Source organism: Tistrella bauzanensis (genome assembly GCF_014636235.1).
GTDB classification, from domain to species: Bacteria; Pseudomonadota; Alphaproteobacteria; order Tistrellales; family Tistrellaceae; genus Tistrella; species Tistrella bauzanensis.
In genome coordinates this window covers 55,699-74,177 of sequence record NZ_BMDZ01000021.1, presented here as the reverse complement: position 1 = coordinate 74,177, position 18,479 = coordinate 55,699, and the positions used below count along the sequence as shown (strand labels likewise).

The window sequence follows — 18,479 nt, the reverse complement described above, 5'->3', positions numbered from 1 at the left end:
TACGATCCTCCGTCGTCTTCGCAAACCACAGAGAATCACAAGCCGCTGAAATCACTCAACATAATTTTCGGTTGGGCTCTTAGGGGTGGTGACCCCCAGCGCCGGGCGGGTGCTGCTGTTCGGCCGCGATGCCACCCGCGACCGCCGCCACGCTCTGCCGCGGATGAATTTCTCGTCGCCCTATGTCGATCTGCCGCACCGGCTGAGCGTGCGCCAGAACCTCGACACCTATGCCCGGCTGTATGGCATCCGCCGGCCCGGGCAGCGGGTGCGCGAGATTTCGGCGGCCTTCGACCTGGATGCGCTGCTCGACCGGCCGACCGGGCGGCTGTCGGCCGGGCAGAAGACCCGGGTGTCGCTGGCCAAGGCGATGCTGAACAGCCCGGATCTGCTGCTGCTCGACGAACCCACCGCCTCGCTCGACCCCGATACCGGCGACCGGCTGCGCGGGCTGCTGGAACGGTTCCGCGACCTTTCAGGCGCCGCCATCCTGCTGGCCAGCCACAATATGGGCGAGGTGGAGCGGCTGGCGCACCGGGTGCTGATGATGCGCGCCGGCCGGGTGGTCGATGACGGCACGCCGGCCGAGCTGCTGGCGCGCTATGGCCGGTCCAGCCTTGAGGACGTGTTTCTGGATGTCGCCCGCGCGGAGGATGCATGAATACGGAACGCATGGCGAAGCCCACCGCCGCCATGGAAGCGGCGCTTGGCCACACGCCCGAGCGGGTGAGCGGGGCGCATGCCTCGATGATGCGCATCCATGCCCTGACCCTGCGCCATCTGCGGCTGTTGTTCGGATCGTGGGCGCGGCTGCTGGAAATCGTCTACTGGCCGACGATGCAGATGCTGCTGTGGGGCCTGATCACCCTGTTCCTGGCCGCGCGGACCGACTGGCTGGCGCAGGCGGCCGGGGTGCTGCTCTCCGGATTGCTGCTGTGGGAGGTGCTGTTCCGGTCGCAACTGGGCATCAATCTGGCGCTGCTCGAAGAGATCTGGGCGCGCAATCTCGCCACCCTGTTCGTCAGCCCGATCCGACCGTGGGAGATGGTCACCGCGATGGTGTCGGTGGCGGCGATCCGGGTGATGATCGGCACGGGTGCCGCGGCGGTGCTGGCCTGGCCGCTGTATCATTTCAACCTGCTGGCGCTGGGCTGGTCGCTGCTGCCCTTTCTGGCGGCGCTGATGATCATGGGCTGGTCGATCGGGCTGATGGTCGCCGGCCTGCTGCTGCGGGTGGGGCTGGGCGCCGAGGGGCTGGCCTGGGCGGCGATCTTCGTGCTGCAGCCGATCTCGGGCATCTATTATCCGATCGAGGTGCTGCCCGAATGGTTGCAGCCGGTCGCCTGGGCGCTGCCCTCGGCGCATATCTTCGAAGGTATGCGTCAGGTGCTGATCGACGGCGCCACCCCCTGGCGGCATCTGGCGGCAGCCTTCGCGCTGGACGCGGTGCTGGCGGTGGTGGCCGGATGGACCTTTGCCCGGGCGATCCATGCCGCCCGCCGCGACGGGCGGCTGTTCGGGTCGGGGGAATGAGGCCCTGCTGGACTGAGGCCCGCCTGGACGGAGGCCCGCCTGGACTGAGGCATCGGGCATTCGTGAACACGCCATGAAAATTCTTGCAGTGACTTCGAAAAGATGCAGCAATTGCGGTCCTTGGGGCCATTCGAGATCACCAAGTCGCCATGGGGAGCGTGGCCGGTGATCCCTGTCCCGAGGGGGGCGAGGCCGAGGGAAGCCAGGGGAGGCTGTTCCTGATGACGACTGCATTTGGAAGACTTGCGACCGGCGGAGCATTTCTGGCGGGGCTGTGTATCATGGCGGCTCAGCCGTCGATGGCACGGGATCTGACCGTTGTGTCCTGGGGTGGCAATTATCAGGACGCACAGCGCGAGATATACTTCAAACCCTTCGCCGAAAAGACCGGCAAGCCGGTGCTGGACGAGTCGTGGGATGGCGGCTTTGGCGTGCTGCAATCGAAGGTGAAGGCCGGCGCGCCCAACTGGGATGTCGTGCAGGTCGAGGCCGAGGAACTGGCGCTGGGTTGCTCCGACGGGCTGTTCGAGACGATCGACTGGGCGAAGATGGGCGGCAAGGACAAGTACCTGCCCCAGTCCGGCAGCGAATGCGGCGTGGGTGCCATCGTCTGGTCGACCGCGATGGCCTATGACGCCGCCAAGCTGGCCGAAGGCCCGACATCCTGGGCCGATTTCTGGAATGTCGAGAAATTCCCCGGCAAGCGCGGTTTGCGCAAGGGCGCCAAATACACGCTGGAATTCGCCCTGCTCGCCGATGGCGTCGCCAAGGACGAGGTCTATGACGTGCTGTCGACGCCGGAAGGCGTGGATCGCGCCTTCAAGAAGCTGGATGAGTTGAGCCCCAACCTGGTCTGGTGGGAAGCTGGCGCCCAGCCGCTGCAATTGCTGGCTTCGGGCGAGGTGGCGATGACCTCGGCCTATAACGGCCGGATCACCGCGATCAACAAGAGCGAGGGCCGCCAGTTCAAGGTGGTCTGGCCGGGCAGCATCTATGCGATCGATAGCTGGGTGGTGCTGAAGGATGCCGAGAATGCGGCGGCGGGCCAGGATTACATCGCCTTCGCCAGCACGCCCGACAACATGATCAAGCTGCCGGCCGCCATCGCCTATGGCCTGCCCAACACCGAGGCGGCGGCCAGGGTCGACCCGCAATATGCCACCGACCTGCCGACGGCCGAGGCCAATATCGCCGAGGCCATCCCGCTCGACGTCGATTTCTGGATCGACAATTCCGAGGAACTGACTGGGCGCTTCAACGCCTGGCTGGCGCGCTGATCCGCCAGACCGCAGCCAATGTCGGCGCGAGGGGCGGGTGCTGACACCCGCCCGGCGCGACGTCGGCCCCCCGCACGATCGTCCGCCCGCCTCCGCCGCCTGATCACGAGGTTCCGTTGGAGGACGCCGTTGGCCAATCTTCGTATCCGATTCGACCGGATCAGCAAATCCTATGGCAATCTGCGGGTGGTCGACGATCTGTCGCTCGACATCGCCGAGGGTGAGTTCGTCAGCCTGCTGGGGCCATCGGGTTCGGGCAAGACCACTTTGCTGATGATGCTGGCCGGGTTCGAACAGCCGAGTTCCGGCGCGATCCTGATCGACGGCCAGCCGATCAACGACCTGCCGGCGCACCGGCGCGACATGGGCGTGGTCTTCCAGAGCTATGCCCTGTTCCCGCATATGACTGTGGCGGAGAACGTCGCCTTCCCGCTTCAGATGCGCGGCACCGGCCGGGCGGAGATCCGCGAGCGGGTGGCACGGGTGCTGGACATGGTGCAGTTGCAGACGCTGAGCGATCGCCGGCCGGCACAATTGTCGGGCGGCCAGCAGCAGCGGGTGGCGCTGGCCCGGGCCCTGGTGTTCGAGCCCCGGGTGGTGCTGATGGACGAGCCGCTGGGCGCGCTTGACAAGCAACTGCGCGAACAGATGCAGCTCGACATCCGCGCCCTGCATAACCGGCTGGGCCTGACCATCGTTTTCGTGACCCACGACCAGTCGGAAGCGCTGACCATGTCGGACCGGATCGCGGTGTTCAACCGCGGCCGGATCGCCCAGATCGGCAGCCCGCGCGCGATCTATGACGAGCCGCGCAGCCGTTTCGTCGCCGAATTCATCGGCGAGACCAATCTTGTCGAAGGCACGGTCGAGGCGGCCGGCGCCACCGAGGCGCGTATCGCCCTGGCGGCGGGCGGCCATGTGATGGCTGCGATCGCCGATCCGGTCTCGGCCGGCCAGCCGGTGCTGCTGTCGATCCGGCCCGAACGGATAGAGCTTGCCGACCAGCCGGCGCCAACCGGCAACACGCTTGCGGCACGGGTCACCGACTGCATCTATCAGGGCGACCATCTGCGGGTGCAGTTGGATGGCGGCGGCCACGGCTTCACGGTGCGCCTGGATCGCAAATCACGCGAATGGCAGCCGGGCGCGCAGGTCCATGCGACCTTCCAGCCGGCCGATTGCCGGGTGATCGCGCCATGAGCGGCCGGCGGCCGAAGATCGCCGGCGCCGGTCTGCTGATCGCGCCCCTGCTGCTGTTTCTGGCGGTATTCTTCGTCTGGCCGCTGGTGACGATGATGTCGCAGGCGGTGTCGGACCCGGCGGTGCTGCGCATCCTGCCGCGCACGGCGGAGGCCGCCGCCGGCTGGGACGGCCAGACGCCGCCGACGCCGGCCATGCAGGCGGCCATCGTCGCCGATCTGGCGGCCGCCACCGACACCCAGGCGGTGGGCGACATGGTCCGGCGGCTGAACAGCGCCCAATCGGGTTTCCGCACCCTGATGTCGAAGACCATCAGCGCTGTTCAGGACGGCAGGCTGACGGTGGCAGACGAGGCCACGGGTGGTACCGTGCCCGACCTTGCCGCCATCGACCGGCGCTGGGACCAGCCGCGCTACTGGCTGGCGATCACCGGCGCGCTCACGCCCTATACCGACCGCAATCTGCTGGCGGCCGTCGATCTGGTCCGCGATCCGGCGGGCGAGATCGTCTCGATGCCGGATGAAGCCTCGGCGAACCGGGTGATCATGCTGCGCACCTTCTGGATCGCGGCCCTTGTCACCCTGGCCTGCGCGGTGATCGGGTATCCTTACGCGATGCTGATCGCCGCCGCCGAGGGCTGGCGGCGCAACCTGCTGCTGGCGGCGGTGCTGCTGCCGCTGTGGACCTCGCTGCTGGTGCGCACGGCGGCGTGGTTCGTGATCCTGCAGGAAAACGGGTTGATCAACGACACGCTGCAAAGCCTGGGGCTGATCAGCGAACCGCTGCCGCTGATCTTCAACCGGCTGGGTGTGGTGATCGCGATGACCCATGTGCTGCTGCCATTCATGGTGCTGCCGATCTATAGCGTGCTGCTGTCGATTCCGAAGAATCTGGTGCCGGCGGCGCAATCGCTGGGCGCCAATCCGTTCAGGGCCTTCGTGAGGGTGGTGCTGCCGCTCAGCGCCCGGGGCCTGGCATCGGGTGCGCTGCTCGTGTTCATGACCGCCATCGGCTATTATATCACCCCGGCGCTGATCGGGGGCCCGAGCGACCAGATGATCAGCTCGGTCATCGCCTTCTATGCCACCGGCTCGGCCAATTGGGGCATGGCAGGGGCTCTGGGGCTGGTGCTGCTGGTGGTGACCATCCTGCTCTATGCCGTCTATGGCCGCCTGTCGGCCGAACAGCCGGGGAGGGCGTAAGGCCATGCCCGCACCGATCCGGTTCCTGTTCGCTGTGGCGGTGGTGGTGTTCCTGATCGCACCGCTGATCGCCATCCTGCCGCTGGCCTTCACCTCCAGCGTCTTCCTGTCATACCCGATCCCCGCCTTCTCGACCCGCTGGTTCGACGAACTGGTGACCGCGGCAGCGTGGCAGCGGTCGATCGTCAACAGCCTGATCATCGGCGGCGGCGCCACGCTGCTCGCAACCGTGCTCGGCACCGCCGCGTCGCTTGGCCTGCGCAACCGCCATCTGCCGCTGGCGGGAGTGGCGCGGACCCTGTTCCTGCTGCCGATGGTGGTGCCGGCGGTGGTGCTGGGGGTGGGCATGCAGGTGCTGTTCGTGCGGCTTGGCATCGCCAGCAGCTATATCGGCGTGATCATCGCCCATGCGGTGGTGGCGATGCCGTTCGTGGTGGTCAGCGTGACCGGCGCGCTGTCCGGCATCGATCGCCGGGTGGAACGCGCGGCTCAGAGCCTGGGCGCCACACCGCTGACGGTGTTCCGCCGGGTGACCTTGCCGCTGGCCCTGCCGGGGGTGCTGTCGGGGGCGGTGCTGGCCTTCGCCACCTCGCTGGATGAGGTGGTGCTGACCCTGTTCGTCGCCGGCCCCAATCAGCGCACCCTGGCCCGGCAGATGTTTTCGACCATCCGCGAGAACATCAGCCCGGCGATCGCCGCCGCCGCCTTCCTGTTCATCGTCGGCACGGTCGCGGTTGCCCTGATCCTGTTCCTGATGAAGCGGCGCGGCCCCGCCGCCGCGCGCTGACCGATCGAAAGCCAACTCTCATGACGCGGTTTTTCACGATGCAGACCGGTGACATGCCGCCGGAGGAGTCCGCTCCCAACCCGGACGCGGTGATCTCGGGCACGCCCCGGTTCAAACTCTGGGCGCTCGAAGACCTGGGCGACGGCGTCTCGGCCGGCATCTGGGAGGCGACCCCCGGCACATGGCGCTTCACCAGCGACCACTGGGAATATTGCCGTATCCTCGCCGGTCGCTCGGTGATCACCGAGGATGGCGGTAAGCCCCGCGAGGTGACCGCCGGCGACAGCTTCATCCTGCGCGCCGGCTTCACCGGGACATGGGCGGTGATCGAGACCACGCGCAAGGATTATGTGGCGCGGGATTGAGGGGACGGATTGCCTTCCACACAAAAAGACGCCGCCGCGACAATCTCCCCCAAGTTGTCGCGGCGGCCCCGGGCGTGGCTGGCGGTCAGTGGCTGATGACGCCGTAATAGAAGTCGTGGAGCTTGGTCCACATCTTCGATCCGGTCTCCACCACCTGCCGGCCTCGCCATTCGAAGTTCGGCGCCTCATGGGCGTATTTCACGATCAGATCCTTGGCGTGGGACGAGTGCTCGATATCGGCCTCGCCATGGACCAGGAACCATTCAAGCGCATGGTCGTCGAGCTGGAAGGTGGACCCGAGTGCGCGATACATCTTCATGGCACTTTCCGAGGTCTGGCTTTCGTTCACATAGATCGACAGGATGCCGTAGACGAAATGATTGTTGCGGCAATGGCCGACCAGATAGGTGACGAAATCCCAGACTTCCGGTGCCACCGGCGTCGCCTTGATTTCCGCGTCCGTGGCGCCCAACGCGATGGCGAAGCGCTTCATCAGGTTGTAATGGCTCTCGCTGCCATCGGCGATGTCGGTTTCCTCGGCGATCAGTTGTTCCATCTCGAAGGCGCGGACATCCTCGTACCAGGCATTGGCGTGGATGCCGCTGTAGCAGCTGTTCTGAAGATAGACCTGATGGTATTTCTGAATCGCCCAGCGCTTCATCTGCTCGCGCGTCACGCGTCCGGCTTCGATTTCGGTCACGAAGGAATGGCGGGAATACTTGTTGGCCTGGATGATACGGTCGAACTCTTCGAAGTAGTCGGACATCACTCATTTCCCCGATGGTCTGCTGCGACAGTCATATGCATCTGAAATGTAATATCAGATGCCGGTCCGGGACCGGAAGTCCGCGAGGCTTTGCTCGATGTATTCGTGGTTCACACCTTTGCGCCGGAACGTGAAATTGGTCAGATTGACGATGCTCGTCGCCAGTTTCTGATCATTCCGATACTTGGCGTCGCCCTTCTCGTGCCAGAAATCCACCCCCTCCAGAACCGGAGGCTGGACGTCGGCGAATGTATAGCGATTGCCGGTCGACGAGATGTTGCCCGACGAGCCGACCAGCAGCAGATCCTCGGCCAGCCCCTTTTCCACCAGCTTATCGACGAAGGCGCCGGTCCGGATGAAGGTGGCGACGGTGCCGTTCTCGCTGCACTGACGCCGGACATGGGGCGTCAGCCGGTTGAACAGGCGGCTGTCGGGGTTGAGCCGGTTGATGACCGCGAGCGTGGTCATCTCCGACACCTCGGCGATCCAGTCGAGCAGTCGCGGGTCCAGCGGGATCACCAGATCGCGCAGCACTTCAAGATTGCCGATGGTGATGCAGGGATTGGTGAGCGGCCTGCCCTTCACCTCGTACATCCGCCGGATCGAGCGTTCGGTATGGCCGATGAGCCCATAGCCGATATTCGCTTTCAGCAGGGTCAGGCCGCCGCCACGGATCACATCGAGCACATGCTCGACCTCGCCATCGTCGATGATCTCGTCGTCGGGTTCGCCAAGTGCTACCTGCATCGGTCTCACGCTCCTTGAATGTCATGGGCAGCCAACTGGCGGTAGAGCGCCACCAGATCGGCATTGTCGTTGAACCGCTCAGGGTCGGGGCTGCGCATCACCGCCTGATAGACCGCTTCCAGCTGGTCGGGCGCGAAGTTGATACCGGCCTCGGTCAGCCGTGACCGCAGCACCGCGCGCCCGGAATGGCGGCCGATCAGGATTCGGCGTTCCCGTCCGAAATCGGCGGGGTCCAGGTATTCGTAAGTGATCGGGTGGTTGAGCAGGCCATGCTGATGCAGGCCGGCGGCGGTGCCGAAGACGTAATCGCCCAGCACCGCCTTGTTGCGGCCAAGATCGACCGCCAGCGCCGCGGCGATGTCCTGGCCGGCTTCCGACATCAGGGCCAGATCGATGTCGTGGGCAAGGCAGGTGTGGTCGGGGCGATAGCGGATCGCGGTCGCGATCTCTTCCAGCGCCACCAGTCCGGCGCGTTCGCCCAGGCCGCCGATGGCGCCCATCACGCCGGTGGCACCGGCGCCGATGGCCGCCAGCGCATTGGCGGTGGCCAGCCCCAGATCATCGGCGGGGGCGGCGATCACCGCGACGTCGGGGCCGGCGAGGCTGCGCAGCACCGCCACCGCGGCCGCGGTTTCGACCGGCAGCATCCGGCCGGTGGTATCGGCCAGGATCAGGCTGCGGGCGCCGTTCAGCAAGGCCGCCTGGACCATGGCCCGCAGGCGGTCGGGGGCGGCCGTGGCCAGGGCGGCGAAGACGACATGCACCTGTGCGATCCCGCGCAGCACGGCAACGGCGCGGCCAAGCCCGCCCACCGGATCGGCAGCACCCGCCACGCCCCGATCGAGGGCTGGATCGGTGCTGCATTCCACCAATGCATCGACCGGCGGGTCGCCGGCTGTGGCGGTGGCGGCGGCGTCGCGAAGAATGCCGGCCAGGGCTTCGGCATCCTCAGGGGCCGTGGCGCAGATGCGGATGATCTGCCGGCATATCCCGCGGCTTTCGGCCAGCAGCGCGCGATCGGCCGGGCGCACCGCCGGATAGCCGATCACGGCGGCATGGACGCCAAGCCGGTCCAGGCGGACCAGAACCTGCTGGCGGCATTGTGTCGATGCCATCGCACCCCGGCCATCGGCCAGCGCGGCATCGACCAGCCAGGCATCGCGCATCCGCGACGCCTGGGGAAGATCGTGATGCATGTCGTCCACCCCTGCCCGGGCGTGTTTGATCATGAGCGGCGGCTGCCCGCCGCGATCATGTCCAAGATCCTCGCCCACCGTGGTCAAGCCCACCTTGTGCCGCGCGTCCTGCGCTATCGGCGCCGGGGCCGATCCGCTGGGTTCCGTCCGGCTGTCCCGCCGCGACACCGTGATGCCGGCCATGGTTGATCCATGGTCCGTGCATGGCTGCCCTGGTGTCGCGGGCGGTTTCAGGCATGTCTGTCCAGCCACCGAACCCCCACGGGATCGGCTGCCGTCATGCGCTTCTACGGCTCCGTTCGCATCGTATATGGTATATTAGTTGATCTGATTTTCTATAGATCAACCTAAAGCATCGTTATCTAAACGGCAAGCGCTTTGCTCAACCTGGACGCGTGGATCTGCCGGAGGCATATCGTATCGCGAAACCACAATCGCTATAGTTGCTCAGATAGGGTATATCATCATTATTTCGCGTATAAAATGATCGTAAAAATTGACAATGCCATTTATGGCAATCATTTTTGGTTGGAGTGAGCCACGGATATTCGCGCATAAGGTGATATGTCCGAGCCGTTTCAATATGTGAGACGGATACCGGGGTGTCACGCGGTACAAGCCCGGCATCAAGCGAGGCGGAGCAGTCCGATGACCTATCAGTCCGTTCCGAACCAGGAACAGCGCGGCGCCTTTGCGTCCGCCGAAAAGAAGCACCCGTTCATCGATGCGGATTCACATATCGAGGATCATGACGGAATTTTTGAACATCTCGACCGCGCATTCTGGCACCGGCGGCCGAAGATCGTCCATATCGGCGACATGATCGCACACCGCACCCAGCGCAACTATGCCTGGCTGATCGATGGCGAGATGCGCCCCAAGATGCAGGGCTATCAGGCATCGTGCCATGCCAGCCCGATCACCACCGATTACGCGCGGCTGAAACCGGTCAGCACCGCCATTCAGGGCATTCTGGACATCGACGCCTATTGCGCCAAGATGGACGAGATCCAGCTGGACGTGGCGACGATCTATTCGACGCTGTTCCTGCAGCCGCTGACCCGCGATCCACTGTTCGAGGATGCGCTGATGCGCGCCTATAACAGCCATATGGCGGAAACCTGCGGTCAACGGCCCGACCGCCTGAAATGGGCGGCACTGCTGCCGATGCGCCTGCCGCATCTGGCGGTGAAGGAAGTTCATCGTGCCAAGGCGCTGGGCGCCAGCAGCCTGATGGTGCTGGGCACGGTGGGGTCGGTGCTGCTGCACGACCGACGCTTCGACCCGGTCTGGGCCGCGGCCGAAGAGGTGGGCCTGCCGGTCTGCGTGCATGTCGGCTGGGCGCATGACGGCATCGGCGAGGGGCTGGACAGCCCGGCCGCGGCTTTCATCCTGAATTTCGAGCTGACCATCGTGTTCGGCTTCTTCAGCTTCCTGGGCGGCGGCATCCTCGACCGCTTTAAATCGCTGAAGGTGGGCTTCCTGGAAGGGGGCGCGAGCTGGTTCCCGACGGTGATGGACCGGATGGACAAGTGGCGGGTGACGCCCGCGGCCGAGGTCTGGCCGGCCGAGAAGTCACCGATGGAATATATCCGCGAGCGTGAGATCTATTTCACAGTCGAGGGTGACGAGGCCAACCTGGCCGATTTCACCAATCTGATCGGTCCCAACCGCATCCTGGGGGCCGCAGACTTTCCGCATACCCATTATGCCGGCGGCAAGCTGGGCGAGGCGTTCAGTTCGATCCGCGAGCGCGACGACGTGCCCGACGATCAGAAAGACCTGATCTTCGGCCCGAATGCGATGCGCTTCTATGGCTTCAAGCCCGAGGACGTGTATTTCGGCAAGGCCGGCGCTGCCGCGCGCTGATCTGCCTGGCCGCCCCATCGCAGCCTGACCGTCACATCGCCGGCTGATCGATCGAAACCCCGCCATGCCGGCCATTGCCGGGGTGGCGGGGTTTGTCGTGGTCAGGCGGCGGCCGGTGGCCGGCCCGGTGTCGGCGCTGCAGCGTCGAGCGGCGGGCGGATATCGGTCGGCGCCGGAGCCTCGGCACCTGATGACGGGTCGGGGCGGGATGAGGAAGCCGGGCGGGATGAGGAGGCCGGGCGGGATGAGGAGGCCGGGCGGGATGAGGAGGCCGGGCGGGATGATGAGGCCGGGTTGGACGACGGGGCGGGGTGACCGGTGGTGCCGGCCGCCGCCGACACCGGCGCGCGGCCGGTGGCAACCGCCGCCGCTGCCGGATGACGCCAGGCGACCGTGTCGAAGCTGCCGCAATGGTCGCAGACCGCCTCCCAGCGCCGGTGCATGGTGCCGCAACTGCTGCACAGCCAGCCGGGCGCCGGGCGGGCATCGGCGGCGCGCTGCCAGGCCTGGGCGGCGGATTGCCAGTCGCCCTCGGCCTCGGCGGCGCGGGCGGCGACGCGCTCGGCGCGGGTGTCACGATCGGCGACCGCGATCTTGTTGGCGGCATCGCGTGCCACGCCAAGAATGCCGGCATCCAGCGCGGTTTCCGCCACCAGCAGCCGGCTTTCCGGCAGATTGGGGGCGATCTGGGCAAGATCCCGGGCCCGCTTCGCCCGGTCGGTGGCGTTGCTTTCCGTGCCCAGCAGGTCGACATACAGCCGGCCCAGCTGAGGATGTGCCGCGGCGGCCCAGTTCTGTTCGATCATCTTGCGGGCATTGGGCAGCTTGCCGGCGGCGATCGCCACCTCGACCTGAGTGATCGCGGCTTCCGGGCGCTCGGGCGCCAGCCGGATGGCGGCGCGCGCCCGGTTCATCGCGTCGTCATGGGCGCCGGCGGCGCTTTCGGCCCGGGCCCGTTCAATCTCCAGGGCCGCCTGCCGGCGGCGCGACTGCTCGCGGTCGAGATGCTTGTGACGCTCAAGGGCGGTCAGCGCCGCCTCGGCTTCGGCCCAGTCGCCCTCGTCCAGCTTCACCTCGAACACCGTCTCAAGCGCCCAGCGCGTGCCGGGGCGCTTTGCCAGCGCGTCCCGCGCGCGCGCCACGGCGGCGGTGCCATCGCCCTGCCGACGGGCCAGCGCGGCCAGACCGCGCAGGCCCAGTTCGGCGGTTTCCTCATGCTCCAGCATCCGCGTCCAGCGACGGGTGGCCTCGGTCGGGTCTTCGGCCAGCTGGGCCGATTGCGCGGCCAGCATATCGGCCAGCGGCTGGGCATCGAGCAGTCGTTCGGCGCGGGCCGACATGCGACGGGCATCGCGCGCATCGCCGGCGGCCACGGCGGCCAGCCCCTGGGTCATCGCCTTCAGTCCGCGCTGGCGGCGGCGCTCGGCGCGCCGGCGCATATAGCTGCGCGGGCCGGTGACCACCGAGGCCACCAGCCGCCAGACCAGCGCCAGCGCCACCAGCGCCAGCAGGGTCACCGCCAGGGCCACCGCGACGGTGGTATCGATCCGCCAGCCCAGCCAGTCGAGGGTCAAGGTGCCCGGATGATCGGCTACCCACGCGCCTGCAAGGCTGAGGACGATGATGACCAGTACCAGCAGAACCACACGGATCATTGAGCGGCCTCACCATGGCTGTTGGTGTCGGCACCGGATGCCGGTTCGGAAGAGGGGGTGGATGCGGGCGGCGGGGCCGCTTCGGACGAAGCGGGTTCGGCGGCGGGCTCTTCGGGCGCAGCCTCGGGAGCGGCGGGCATGGACGCAGTTTCACGTGCCCCCGCCTCGAAGCTCTCGGACACGGCGTCGCCCAGGGCGGCGGCGGCGGCTTCCGCCTCCACCCGGGCGCGGGCGGCGTCGAGCCAGCCCCGGGCGCGCTCCTGCGCCGCGGGCGGCAGGTCGCCGGACCGGGCGATGGCGCCTTGCAGGTCGCCGGCGGCGATGCGCCGTTCCATCGCGGCCAGGGTCAGATCGGCCTCGGCCGCGGCATCGCTGCCGCTGGCGGCCTGCTGGCCGGTGCGGCGCACCGTGACCAGCCCGCGCAGTTCCGACAGCACGCCGCCCACCACGTCGTCCGCGGCAGGGCGGGTCTCGGCCGCCTGCAGGATGTCGGGCACCAGCGCCTTGAAGCGGCTTGCCAGATCGGCGCGGGTGGCGACACCCGCCGCCGCCATCGGCATCAGCCGGTCAACGGCATCGATGATCGCCGGATTGCCGCGGCCAAGGGCGCGGATCGCGCCCAGCGGCCCCTCGAAGGCGCGCCCGGCATCGAGTGCGTCCGATAGCTGGGCATCGGCCAGGGCCAGCGCGGTCAGGCGCATGGCATCGGCGGTGGGCGTGTCGGCCAGCCGGCTTTCGGCCAGGGCGGCGCGGTCCGACAGATTGCGGGTGGCGCCCTCAACCGTGGCCAGCCGGTTCTCGACCGGTCCGATCCGGGCGGCGGTGTCGGCGGTGCGGCTGAGCTCGGCCTCAAGGCGCTGCACGGTCTGGGTCAGCGCCTCCATGCGTGCGGTGGCATCTTCCAGCGCCGCGACCCGCTCGGCCAGCCGGTCGCCGTTCAGCGACTGAAGCCCGCTCTCCACAGCGCCGAGCCGCTGTTCCAGCGCGGCCGTGTCGGGCGGCCCCTGGTCGAGCCGCTGTTCAAGCGCGCTGATCCGGTCGCCCAGCGCCGGCTCCACGCCCGCCGGGGCGGCATCGATCAGCCCGCGCACCCGCTCGGGGGCGGCGGTGACCATAACGCCCGCGATCACCACCAGCATCAGCGCCAGAACCGATACACCCAGCGCCGCGCGGCCGGCACCGCTGTGCCGGGCCGGGCCGCCGCCCGGCTGCGGCGTCACCAGCCGGCCGGCTGGCTGTGCGGCCGCCGGCTGGGTGTCAGCCGGCGGGGACAGGTCGGCCTCGGTCTTGCCAGTCGTGGTCTTACCAGTCGTGGTCTTGCCAGCCGGGGCCTTGCCGGTCGTCGTCTTGTCACTCGTGGCCTTATCGGTCGTGGCGCTGTCTGGCCGGGATGCGCCCGTGGGCGGCACGCTCGCCGTCGGCCGGGAGGTTGCGGGTGACGTCGTGGCCGGTGAGGAGGCACCACCATCGGCACCGGTTCCGGGAGCACTGGATGCGGACGCGGATGCGTCGGCGGCGGGGGACAGGTCCCCGGCGATCGGACCCTGGGTCACGGCTGCGGCCTTGGCAGCCTCGGCGTCTTTGGCATCTGTCTTCGCGGCATCGCTGCCGGTCTTTCCCGGTTTCGGCGTCCGGCTGTCGGTCATCGGGCGGTCTCCGTCTGGTCGGCATCCCCCGCCGAGGCGGTCGGCTTGCACCCTTTGTCGCGCATCGGGCACGTCGAGGCAAGCCGCGTGGCCTCAACCACGCGGCTCCCCCTTCCGGTTCCGATGTGCCGTCGTGAATTCTTGCACAGATGAAGATCTCTGGCGCAGGTGGAGGTCTCTGGCGCAGGTGGAGGGGGCCGCGCCCTATCCCCGGCCCGCCGGATCATGGGCCGGCTCGTGGCCGGGGGGTGGCGTGCCGTTCGGGCCGGCATGGTCGATCAGCGCCAGCATCGCCTCGCCGGCGGGTTCGGCCGCGATCAGCAGCCGCCGCCAGGGCAGGCCCGCCGCCATCTCGGCCACGGCCGGGCTGAGGCACAGGGCGTCGATGCGGGTGAAACGGCTGGCGATGCCGATCCGTTCGATCTCGTCGAGGAACAGCCGCGCGGTGCGGGGCGAGAACAGCATCACCGCCGGGATCTGCCCATGCGCCAGCCCGTCGGCCACCGGCGGCGGCAACTCGCCGATCGCGGCGGCGTCATAGCCCACCCGACGCTCGACCAGGAAGCCCAGTGCCGCCAGCCGCTCACCCAGCCGGCCGGTGACCACGCTGCCGGCGATATGGGCAAGCGGCCCTTCCGCCGGGTTATAGCGCTGGGCGCACAGCTCGGTCAGCCGGTCGGCATCGCCACCGGCCACGTCGATGCGGGTGAAGCCGGCGCGGCGCGCGGCCTCGGCCGTGGCGCGGCCGACGGTGGCGAGCTTCAGATCGCGACGATCGGTGGCGCGGGCCAGCGATCGGGCGCCGTTGGCGCTGGTCAGCAGCACGCGCTGCGCGCGATCGAGCACCCGTTCCAGATCGGGGATCGGGCGATAGCGCACGGTCATCAACGGCGCGATCATGGCCTGATGGCCCATGCGGTGCAGCTGCTCCGCAAGGTGCTGCGCGTCGTCGATCGGTCGGGTCACCAGAATGCGCATGACGGGATCGGAGGCTCCGTTACGGATGGGCCAGGCTGTGGGGGCGGCGGTTGCCGGTCAGGCGGGGCCGCTGCCCGGCACCCACTGGCCGGTCACGCCCGCGGCCCAGCGGGCGATATCGTCGCCGGCACGGTCGCGCAGGGCTTGCCCCACGCGTCGGCCGAGCGCCTGGGCGGCGGCGGTGTCGCCCCGCCCGACCGTGGCGGTCAGGTGTTCTTCAAGCAGGGTGGCGCCATCGGGGCTGGCGACCCGGCCGGTCAGAGTTATCGTGCCGGCGGCCTCGTCCGATGCCGGCCGCACAGCCAGCGCCGCGATCGGCGTGCGGCAGGAACCATCGAGCACCGCCAGCAGGCCGCGCTCGGCCTCAACCGCGATCGCGGTTTCCGGATCGTTCAGTGCCCGCACCCACCCGGCCGTGCGATCATCGGCCGCGCGGCATTCGATGCCGATGGCGCCCTGGGCGACCGCCGGCAGCATCACCGCCGGGTCGATCGGGCTGCGGACGACCTCGGTCAGCTTCAGGCGGTTCAGGCCGGCCATGGCCAGCAGGGTGGCGTCCATCCGCCCCTCGCGCAGTCGTTCCAGCCGGGTCTGGACATTGCCGCGCACCGGCACGACGACAAGATCCGGGCGGGCGGCCAGAAGCTGGGCCTGGCGGCGCAGGCTGGCGGTGCCGACCACGGCGCCGGCGGGAAGGTCGTCGAGGGTGGCGGCGGTCAGCGACAGAAAGGCATCGCGCGGGTCTTCACGCGGCAGCAGCGCGCCGATGATCAGCCCCGGCGGCAGCTCGGTCGGCATGTCCTTCATGGAATGCACCGCCAGATCGATGGCGCCGCTGATCAGCGCTTCCTCGATCTCTTTGGTGAACAGGCCTTTGCCGCCCAGTTCCACGAGGGTGCGGTCCTGCACCCGGTCGCCCGTGGTGCGGATGACGACGACCTCGACCGCACCCGTGCGGGCGAGGTCGGGATCGATGGCGGCCAGCCGGCCGCGCACCTCGTTCGCCTGTGCAAGGGCGAGCGGGCTGCCGCGGGTGCCGATACGGAGAAGCGGATGCGTGACCATGACGGGCCTGTGTTAGTGCCTGAATTGCGGTTTGGGAAGTGGTAATCGGCGCCGGGAGCCGCTACCTCTTGCCGCGGATGACCGGCCATGACCGGCCGACATTGCGGGAAACCTGCCTGATGACCGCCCGGACCGCCACATATACCGTTGGGAATGCCGTCGGAGAGACCAGTTCCGCCCCGTCGATGCGGCCGCTGATCTGCCTTGGGATCGAGAGCAGCTGCGACGAGACCGCCGCCGCGGTGGTGGTGTCGGACCCGGCCGCGCGCGCCGGCGAGGGCCGGCCGCTGGGCCATATCCGCGCCCATCTGGTGCTGTCGCAGATCGACGAACACAAGGGTTTCGGCGGCGTGGTGCCCGAAATCGCCGCCCGCGCCCATATCGACCATCTGGACCGGCTGGTGGCGGCGACGATGGCGGAGGCGGGGATGACGCTGGGCGGGCTGGATGCGATCGCGGTCACCAGCGGCCCCGGGCTGATCGGCGGCGTGATGGTGGGGCTGATGACCGCCAAGGGCCTGGCGCTGGGGGCGGGGGTGCCGCTGATCGGCATCAACCATCTGGAGGCCCATGCCCTGACCGCGCGGCTGACCGACGGAGTCGATTTTCCGTTCCTGCTGCTGCTGGTATCGGGTGGGCACTGCCTGATCGCCGAGGTCACCGGCCATGGCCGCTATCGCCGCCTGGGCGCCACCATCGACGATGCGGTGGGCGAGGCCTTCGACAAGACCGCGCGACTGCTGGGGCTGGGCTATCCGGGCGGGCCGGCGGTGGAGCGGGCGGCCGCGACCGGCGATCCGGCGCGCTTCGCCTTTCCCCGGCCGATGATCGGCCGGCCGGACTGCGATTTCTCGTTCTCGGGGCTGAAGACCGCGATCCGCCAGGAGGCGCAGCGCCTGAAGGTGCTGTCGCATCAGGATGTGGCCGATCTGGCGGCGAGCTTTCAGGCGGCGGTGGCCGACAGCATCGCCGACCGGGTGGGCCGCGCGGCGAAAGCCTTTGTCGCCGGTCATGGCCGCGGCGGAGCGTTGGTGGTGGCGGGCGGGGTGGCCGCCAACGCCGCGCTGCGCGCCCGGCTGGCCGGCGTGGCCGGCACCCATGGCCTGCATCTGGTGGCGCCGCCGATCCGGCTGTGCACCGATAACGGCGCGATGATCGCCTGGGCGGGGATCGAGCGGCTGATGCAGGGGCCGGTGGATGCCGGCCAGGGGCTGGATCTGGTGGCGCGGGCGCGCTGGCCGCTGGACCCCGATGCCGAACAGGTCGCGGCCGGTGGGCGCGGCCGGCATCGCGGCTGATCAACCACGGTTGATGCGCCGATGCAGTTCTATCGCCCCGGCTGTGACCTTTCGGGATAGGGTTAAGACTATCTTAACCTTGTCCGGGATTTCCGATGCCGCATCTCACTCCCCTTCGCGCGGCCGCACAGCGCGTGGCCATGGTCAGCGGTCTGACGGCGATCGCAGCCCTTGGCGCCTGCGCCCAGCAGACCGGATCGCAGCCCTTGAGCGGCGGTTCCGCGCCCACGGTTTCTGCGACGGCGCCGGCGGCGGGTGCCGCGCGCGTGCCGGTGATGATCAGCGTGGTGCATGGCGGCCAGCCGGTCAGCGGCGCCACCTGCCTGATCGGCAATGATCGCGGACAGGTGCGGGTGACGCCGCCGGCGGTGGCCGAGGTACCGGTTTCGGCGGCGCCATTACGGGTGGCATGCAGCGCCGCCGGCCTGGTTCAGGCATCAACCCTGGTTCTGGCACCGGGGCCCGCCAGCGACACCGTCTTGGCGGCACCGCTGCTGGCCTGGGGGCCGCAGCCGGCATCGGCCGCCACCACGACGGCCGCCACGGGCTATCCCGGACAGGTGATCGTGCCGCTGGCGCGCCTCGACGCGGTCGCCGCCGCTGCCCAACGCGGGTCCAGCCTGATCGATGCGGGCTTCGCCGCCGCCGACAGCGATGGCGACGGCCGGGTCAGCCGCGCCGAATACGACACCGCCCTGGCCACCCTGGCCGGCGCCGGCCTGACCCCGCCAGCCACCGCCTTCACCGGCGCCGACAGCGATGGCGATGGCAGCCTGACGCTGACGGAGGCGCGGGTGCTGGGCCGGTGACGGTCAGCATCGGGTATGAGCCAGAATGACGGGACTCAGTCGCGACATCATAGGTCTGGCGGTTTCGGACTCGGGCGCAAACGGCC

The 18,479-nt window shown here is 68.5% G+C and carries 16 protein-coding genes and 1 pseudogene; 10 read left to right on the top strand and 7 right to left on the bottom strand.

All coding sequences use genetic code 11. From position 1 onward, the window contains the following. Window positions 1–76: 76 nt before the first annotated feature. The 7 genes and pseudogenes from IEW15_RS10790 to IEW15_RS10760 form a co-directional block, all read left to right on the top strand. Window positions 77–661 (top strand): annotated as a pseudogene (locus IEW15_RS10790) (ABC transporter ATP-binding protein); the annotation flags it as partial. Between the two features lie 11 nt (window positions 662–672). Beyond that, complete coding sequence (locus IEW15_RS10785) at window positions 673–1,533, top strand: ABC transporter permease (protein WP_229708003.1); 861 nt, start codon at window positions 673–675, stop codon at window positions 1,531–1,533. A gap of 221 nt (window positions 1,534–1,754) precedes the next feature. Then, entirely contained in the window at window positions 1,755–2,810 is a 1,056-nt protein-coding gene (locus IEW15_RS10780; RefSeq protein ID WP_188577669.1) for an ABC transporter substrate-binding protein, read from the top strand. A gap of 129 nt (window positions 2,811–2,939) precedes the next feature. Beyond that, window positions 2,940–4,010, top strand: coding sequence for an ABC transporter ATP-binding protein (locus IEW15_RS10775; protein WP_188577667.1), 1,071 nt, complete (start codon window positions 2,940–2,942; stop codon window positions 4,008–4,010). After that, on the top strand, window positions 3,944–5,212 hold the full coding sequence (locus IEW15_RS10770) for an ABC transporter permease (protein WP_372402511.1): 1,269 nt from the start codon (window positions 3,944–3,946) through the stop codon (window positions 5,210–5,212). The genes IEW15_RS10775 and IEW15_RS10770 overlap by 67 nt, the downstream gene beginning before the upstream one ends. Before the next feature lie 4 nt (window positions 5,213–5,216). Next, window positions 5,217–5,999 (top strand): ABC transporter permease, encoded by a 783-nt coding sequence (locus IEW15_RS10765; protein WP_188577662.1) that lies wholly within the window; start codon window positions 5,217–5,219, stop codon window positions 5,997–5,999. Between the two features lie 20 nt (window positions 6,000–6,019). Further along, window positions 6,020–6,364, top strand: a complete 345-nt coding sequence (locus tag IEW15_RS10760) for a cupin domain-containing protein (protein ID WP_188577660.1) — start codon at window positions 6,020–6,022, stop codon at window positions 6,362–6,364. 85 nt (window positions 6,365–6,449) lie between these two features. On the opposite strand, the gene IEW15_RS10755 is transcribed toward IEW15_RS10760, so the two are convergent. The 3 genes from IEW15_RS10755 to IEW15_RS10745 are packed head-to-tail and all read right to left on the bottom strand — an operon-like array spanning window position 6,450 to window position 9,256. After that, window positions 6,450–7,130 carry a TenA family transcriptional regulator gene (locus IEW15_RS10755; RefSeq protein ID WP_188577658.1) on the bottom strand — a complete coding sequence of 227 codons (681 nt, stop codon included), beginning with the start codon at window positions 7,128–7,130 and terminating at the stop codon, window positions 6,450–6,452. A gap of 54 nt (window positions 7,131–7,184) precedes the next feature. After that, the gene (locus IEW15_RS10750) at window positions 7,185–7,877 is read right to left on the bottom strand and encodes a Sua5/YciO/YrdC/YwlC family protein (protein WP_188577656.1); all 693 of its coding nucleotides are present in this window, start codon (window positions 7,875–7,877) and stop codon (window positions 7,185–7,187) included. Between the two features lie 5 nt (window positions 7,878–7,882). After that, window positions 7,883–9,256 carry a homocitrate synthase/isopropylmalate synthase family protein gene (locus IEW15_RS10745; protein WP_188577654.1) on the bottom strand — a complete coding sequence of 458 codons (1,374 nt, stop codon included), beginning with the start codon at window positions 9,254–9,256 and terminating at the stop codon, window positions 7,883–7,885. A 465-nt stretch (window positions 9,257–9,721) separates the two neighbouring features. On the opposite strand from IEW15_RS10745, the gene IEW15_RS10740 reads away from it, so the two are divergent. Continuing rightward, a complete protein-coding gene (locus tag IEW15_RS10740; protein ID WP_188577652.1) occupies window positions 9,722–10,942 on the top strand; it encodes an amidohydrolase family protein in 1,221 nt (406 codons plus the stop codon). A gap of 101 nt (window positions 10,943–11,043) precedes the next feature. Here the strand turns inward: IEW15_RS10740 and IEW15_RS10735 are convergent, their stop codons facing one another. From IEW15_RS10735 to hemC, 4 genes are all read right to left on the bottom strand, one after another. Beyond that, window positions 11,044–12,597 carry a heme biosynthesis protein HemY gene (locus tag IEW15_RS10735; protein ID WP_188577650.1) on the bottom strand — a complete coding sequence of 518 codons (1,554 nt, stop codon included), beginning with the start codon at window positions 12,595–12,597 and terminating at the stop codon, window positions 11,044–11,046. After that, entirely contained in the window at window positions 12,594–14,243 is a 1,650-nt protein-coding gene (locus tag IEW15_RS10730; RefSeq protein ID WP_188577648.1) for a COG4223 family protein, read from the bottom strand. The genes IEW15_RS10735 and IEW15_RS10730 overlap by 4 nt, the downstream gene beginning before the upstream one ends. A 204-nt stretch (window positions 14,244–14,447) precedes the next feature. Then, window positions 14,448–15,221, bottom strand: coding sequence for a uroporphyrinogen-III synthase (locus tag IEW15_RS10725; RefSeq protein ID WP_188577646.1), 774 nt, complete (start codon window positions 15,219–15,221; stop codon window positions 14,448–14,450). 57 nt (window positions 15,222–15,278) lie between these two features. Then, window positions 15,279–16,286, bottom strand: a complete 1,008-nt coding sequence (gene hemC / locus IEW15_RS10720; protein ID WP_188577645.1) for a hydroxymethylbilane synthase — start codon at window positions 16,284–16,286, stop codon at window positions 15,279–15,281. 185 nt (window positions 16,287–16,471) lie between these two features. Between hemC and tsaD the strand changes: the two genes are divergently transcribed. Together tsaD and IEW15_RS10710 are read left to right on the top strand one after the other, a co-directional pair. Continuing rightward, on the top strand, window positions 16,472–17,584 hold the full coding sequence (gene tsaD, locus IEW15_RS10715) for a tRNA (adenosine(37)-N6)-threonylcarbamoyltransferase complex transferase subunit TsaD (protein WP_188577690.1): 1,113 nt from the start codon (window positions 16,472–16,474) through the stop codon (window positions 17,582–17,584). Window positions 17,585–17,679: 95 nt separating this feature from the next. Continuing rightward, window positions 17,680–18,393, top strand: coding sequence for an EF-hand domain-containing protein (locus IEW15_RS10710; RefSeq protein WP_188577643.1), 714 nt, complete (start codon window positions 17,680–17,682; stop codon window positions 18,391–18,393). Window positions 18,394–18,479: the final 86 nt, after the last annotated feature.

Excerpts from the sequence above, each read along its gene's own strand:
- IEW15_RS10785 (WP_229708003.1), top strand. The coding sequence starts at position 673 with ATGGCGAAGCCCACCGCCGCCATGGAAGCGGCGCTTGGCCACACGCCC.
- IEW15_RS10780 (WP_188577669.1), top strand. The coding sequence starts at position 1,755 with ATGACGACTGCATTTGGAAGACTTGCGACCGGCGGAGCATTTCTGGCG.
- IEW15_RS10770 (WP_372402511.1), top strand. The coding sequence starts at position 3,944 with ATGGCAGCCGGGCGCGCAGGTCCATGCGACCTTCCAGCCGGCCGATTG.
- IEW15_RS10765 (WP_188577662.1), top strand. The coding sequence starts at position 5,217 with ATGCCCGCACCGATCCGGTTCCTGTTCGCTGTGGCGGTGGTGGTGTTC.
- IEW15_RS10760 (WP_188577660.1), top strand. The coding sequence starts at position 6,020 with ATGACGCGGTTTTTCACGATGCAGACCGGTGACATGCCGCCGGAGGAG.
- IEW15_RS10755 (WP_188577658.1), bottom strand. The coding sequence starts at position 7,130 with ATGTCCGACTACTTCGAAGAGTTCGACCGTATCATCCAGGCCAACAAG.
- IEW15_RS10750 (WP_188577656.1), bottom strand. The coding sequence starts at position 7,877 with ATGCAGGTAGCACTTGGCGAACCCGACGACGAGATCATCGACGATGGC.
- IEW15_RS10745 (WP_188577654.1), bottom strand. The coding sequence starts at position 9,256 with ATGGCCGGCATCACGGTGTCGCGGCGGGACAGCCGGACGGAACCCAGC.
- IEW15_RS10740 (WP_188577652.1), top strand. The coding sequence starts at position 9,722 with ATGACCTATCAGTCCGTTCCGAACCAGGAACAGCGCGGCGCCTTTGCG.
- IEW15_RS10735 (WP_188577650.1), bottom strand. The coding sequence starts at position 12,597 with ATGATCCGTGTGGTTCTGCTGGTACTGGTCATCATCGTCCTCAGCCTT.
- IEW15_RS10730 (WP_188577648.1), bottom strand. The coding sequence starts at position 14,243 with ATGACCGACAGCCGGACGCCGAAACCGGGAAAGACCGGCAGCGATGCC.
- IEW15_RS10725 (WP_188577646.1), bottom strand. The coding sequence starts at position 15,221 with ATGCGCATTCTGGTGACCCGACCGATCGACGACGCGCAGCACCTTGCG.
- hemC (WP_188577645.1), bottom strand. The coding sequence starts at position 16,286 with ATGGTCACGCATCCGCTTCTCCGTATCGGCACCCGCGGCAGCCCGCTC.
- tsaD (WP_188577690.1), top strand. The coding sequence starts at position 16,472 with ATGCGGCCGCTGATCTGCCTTGGGATCGAGAGCAGCTGCGACGAGACC.
- IEW15_RS10710 (WP_188577643.1), top strand. The coding sequence starts at position 17,680 with ATGCCGCATCTCACTCCCCTTCGCGCGGCCGCACAGCGCGTGGCCATG.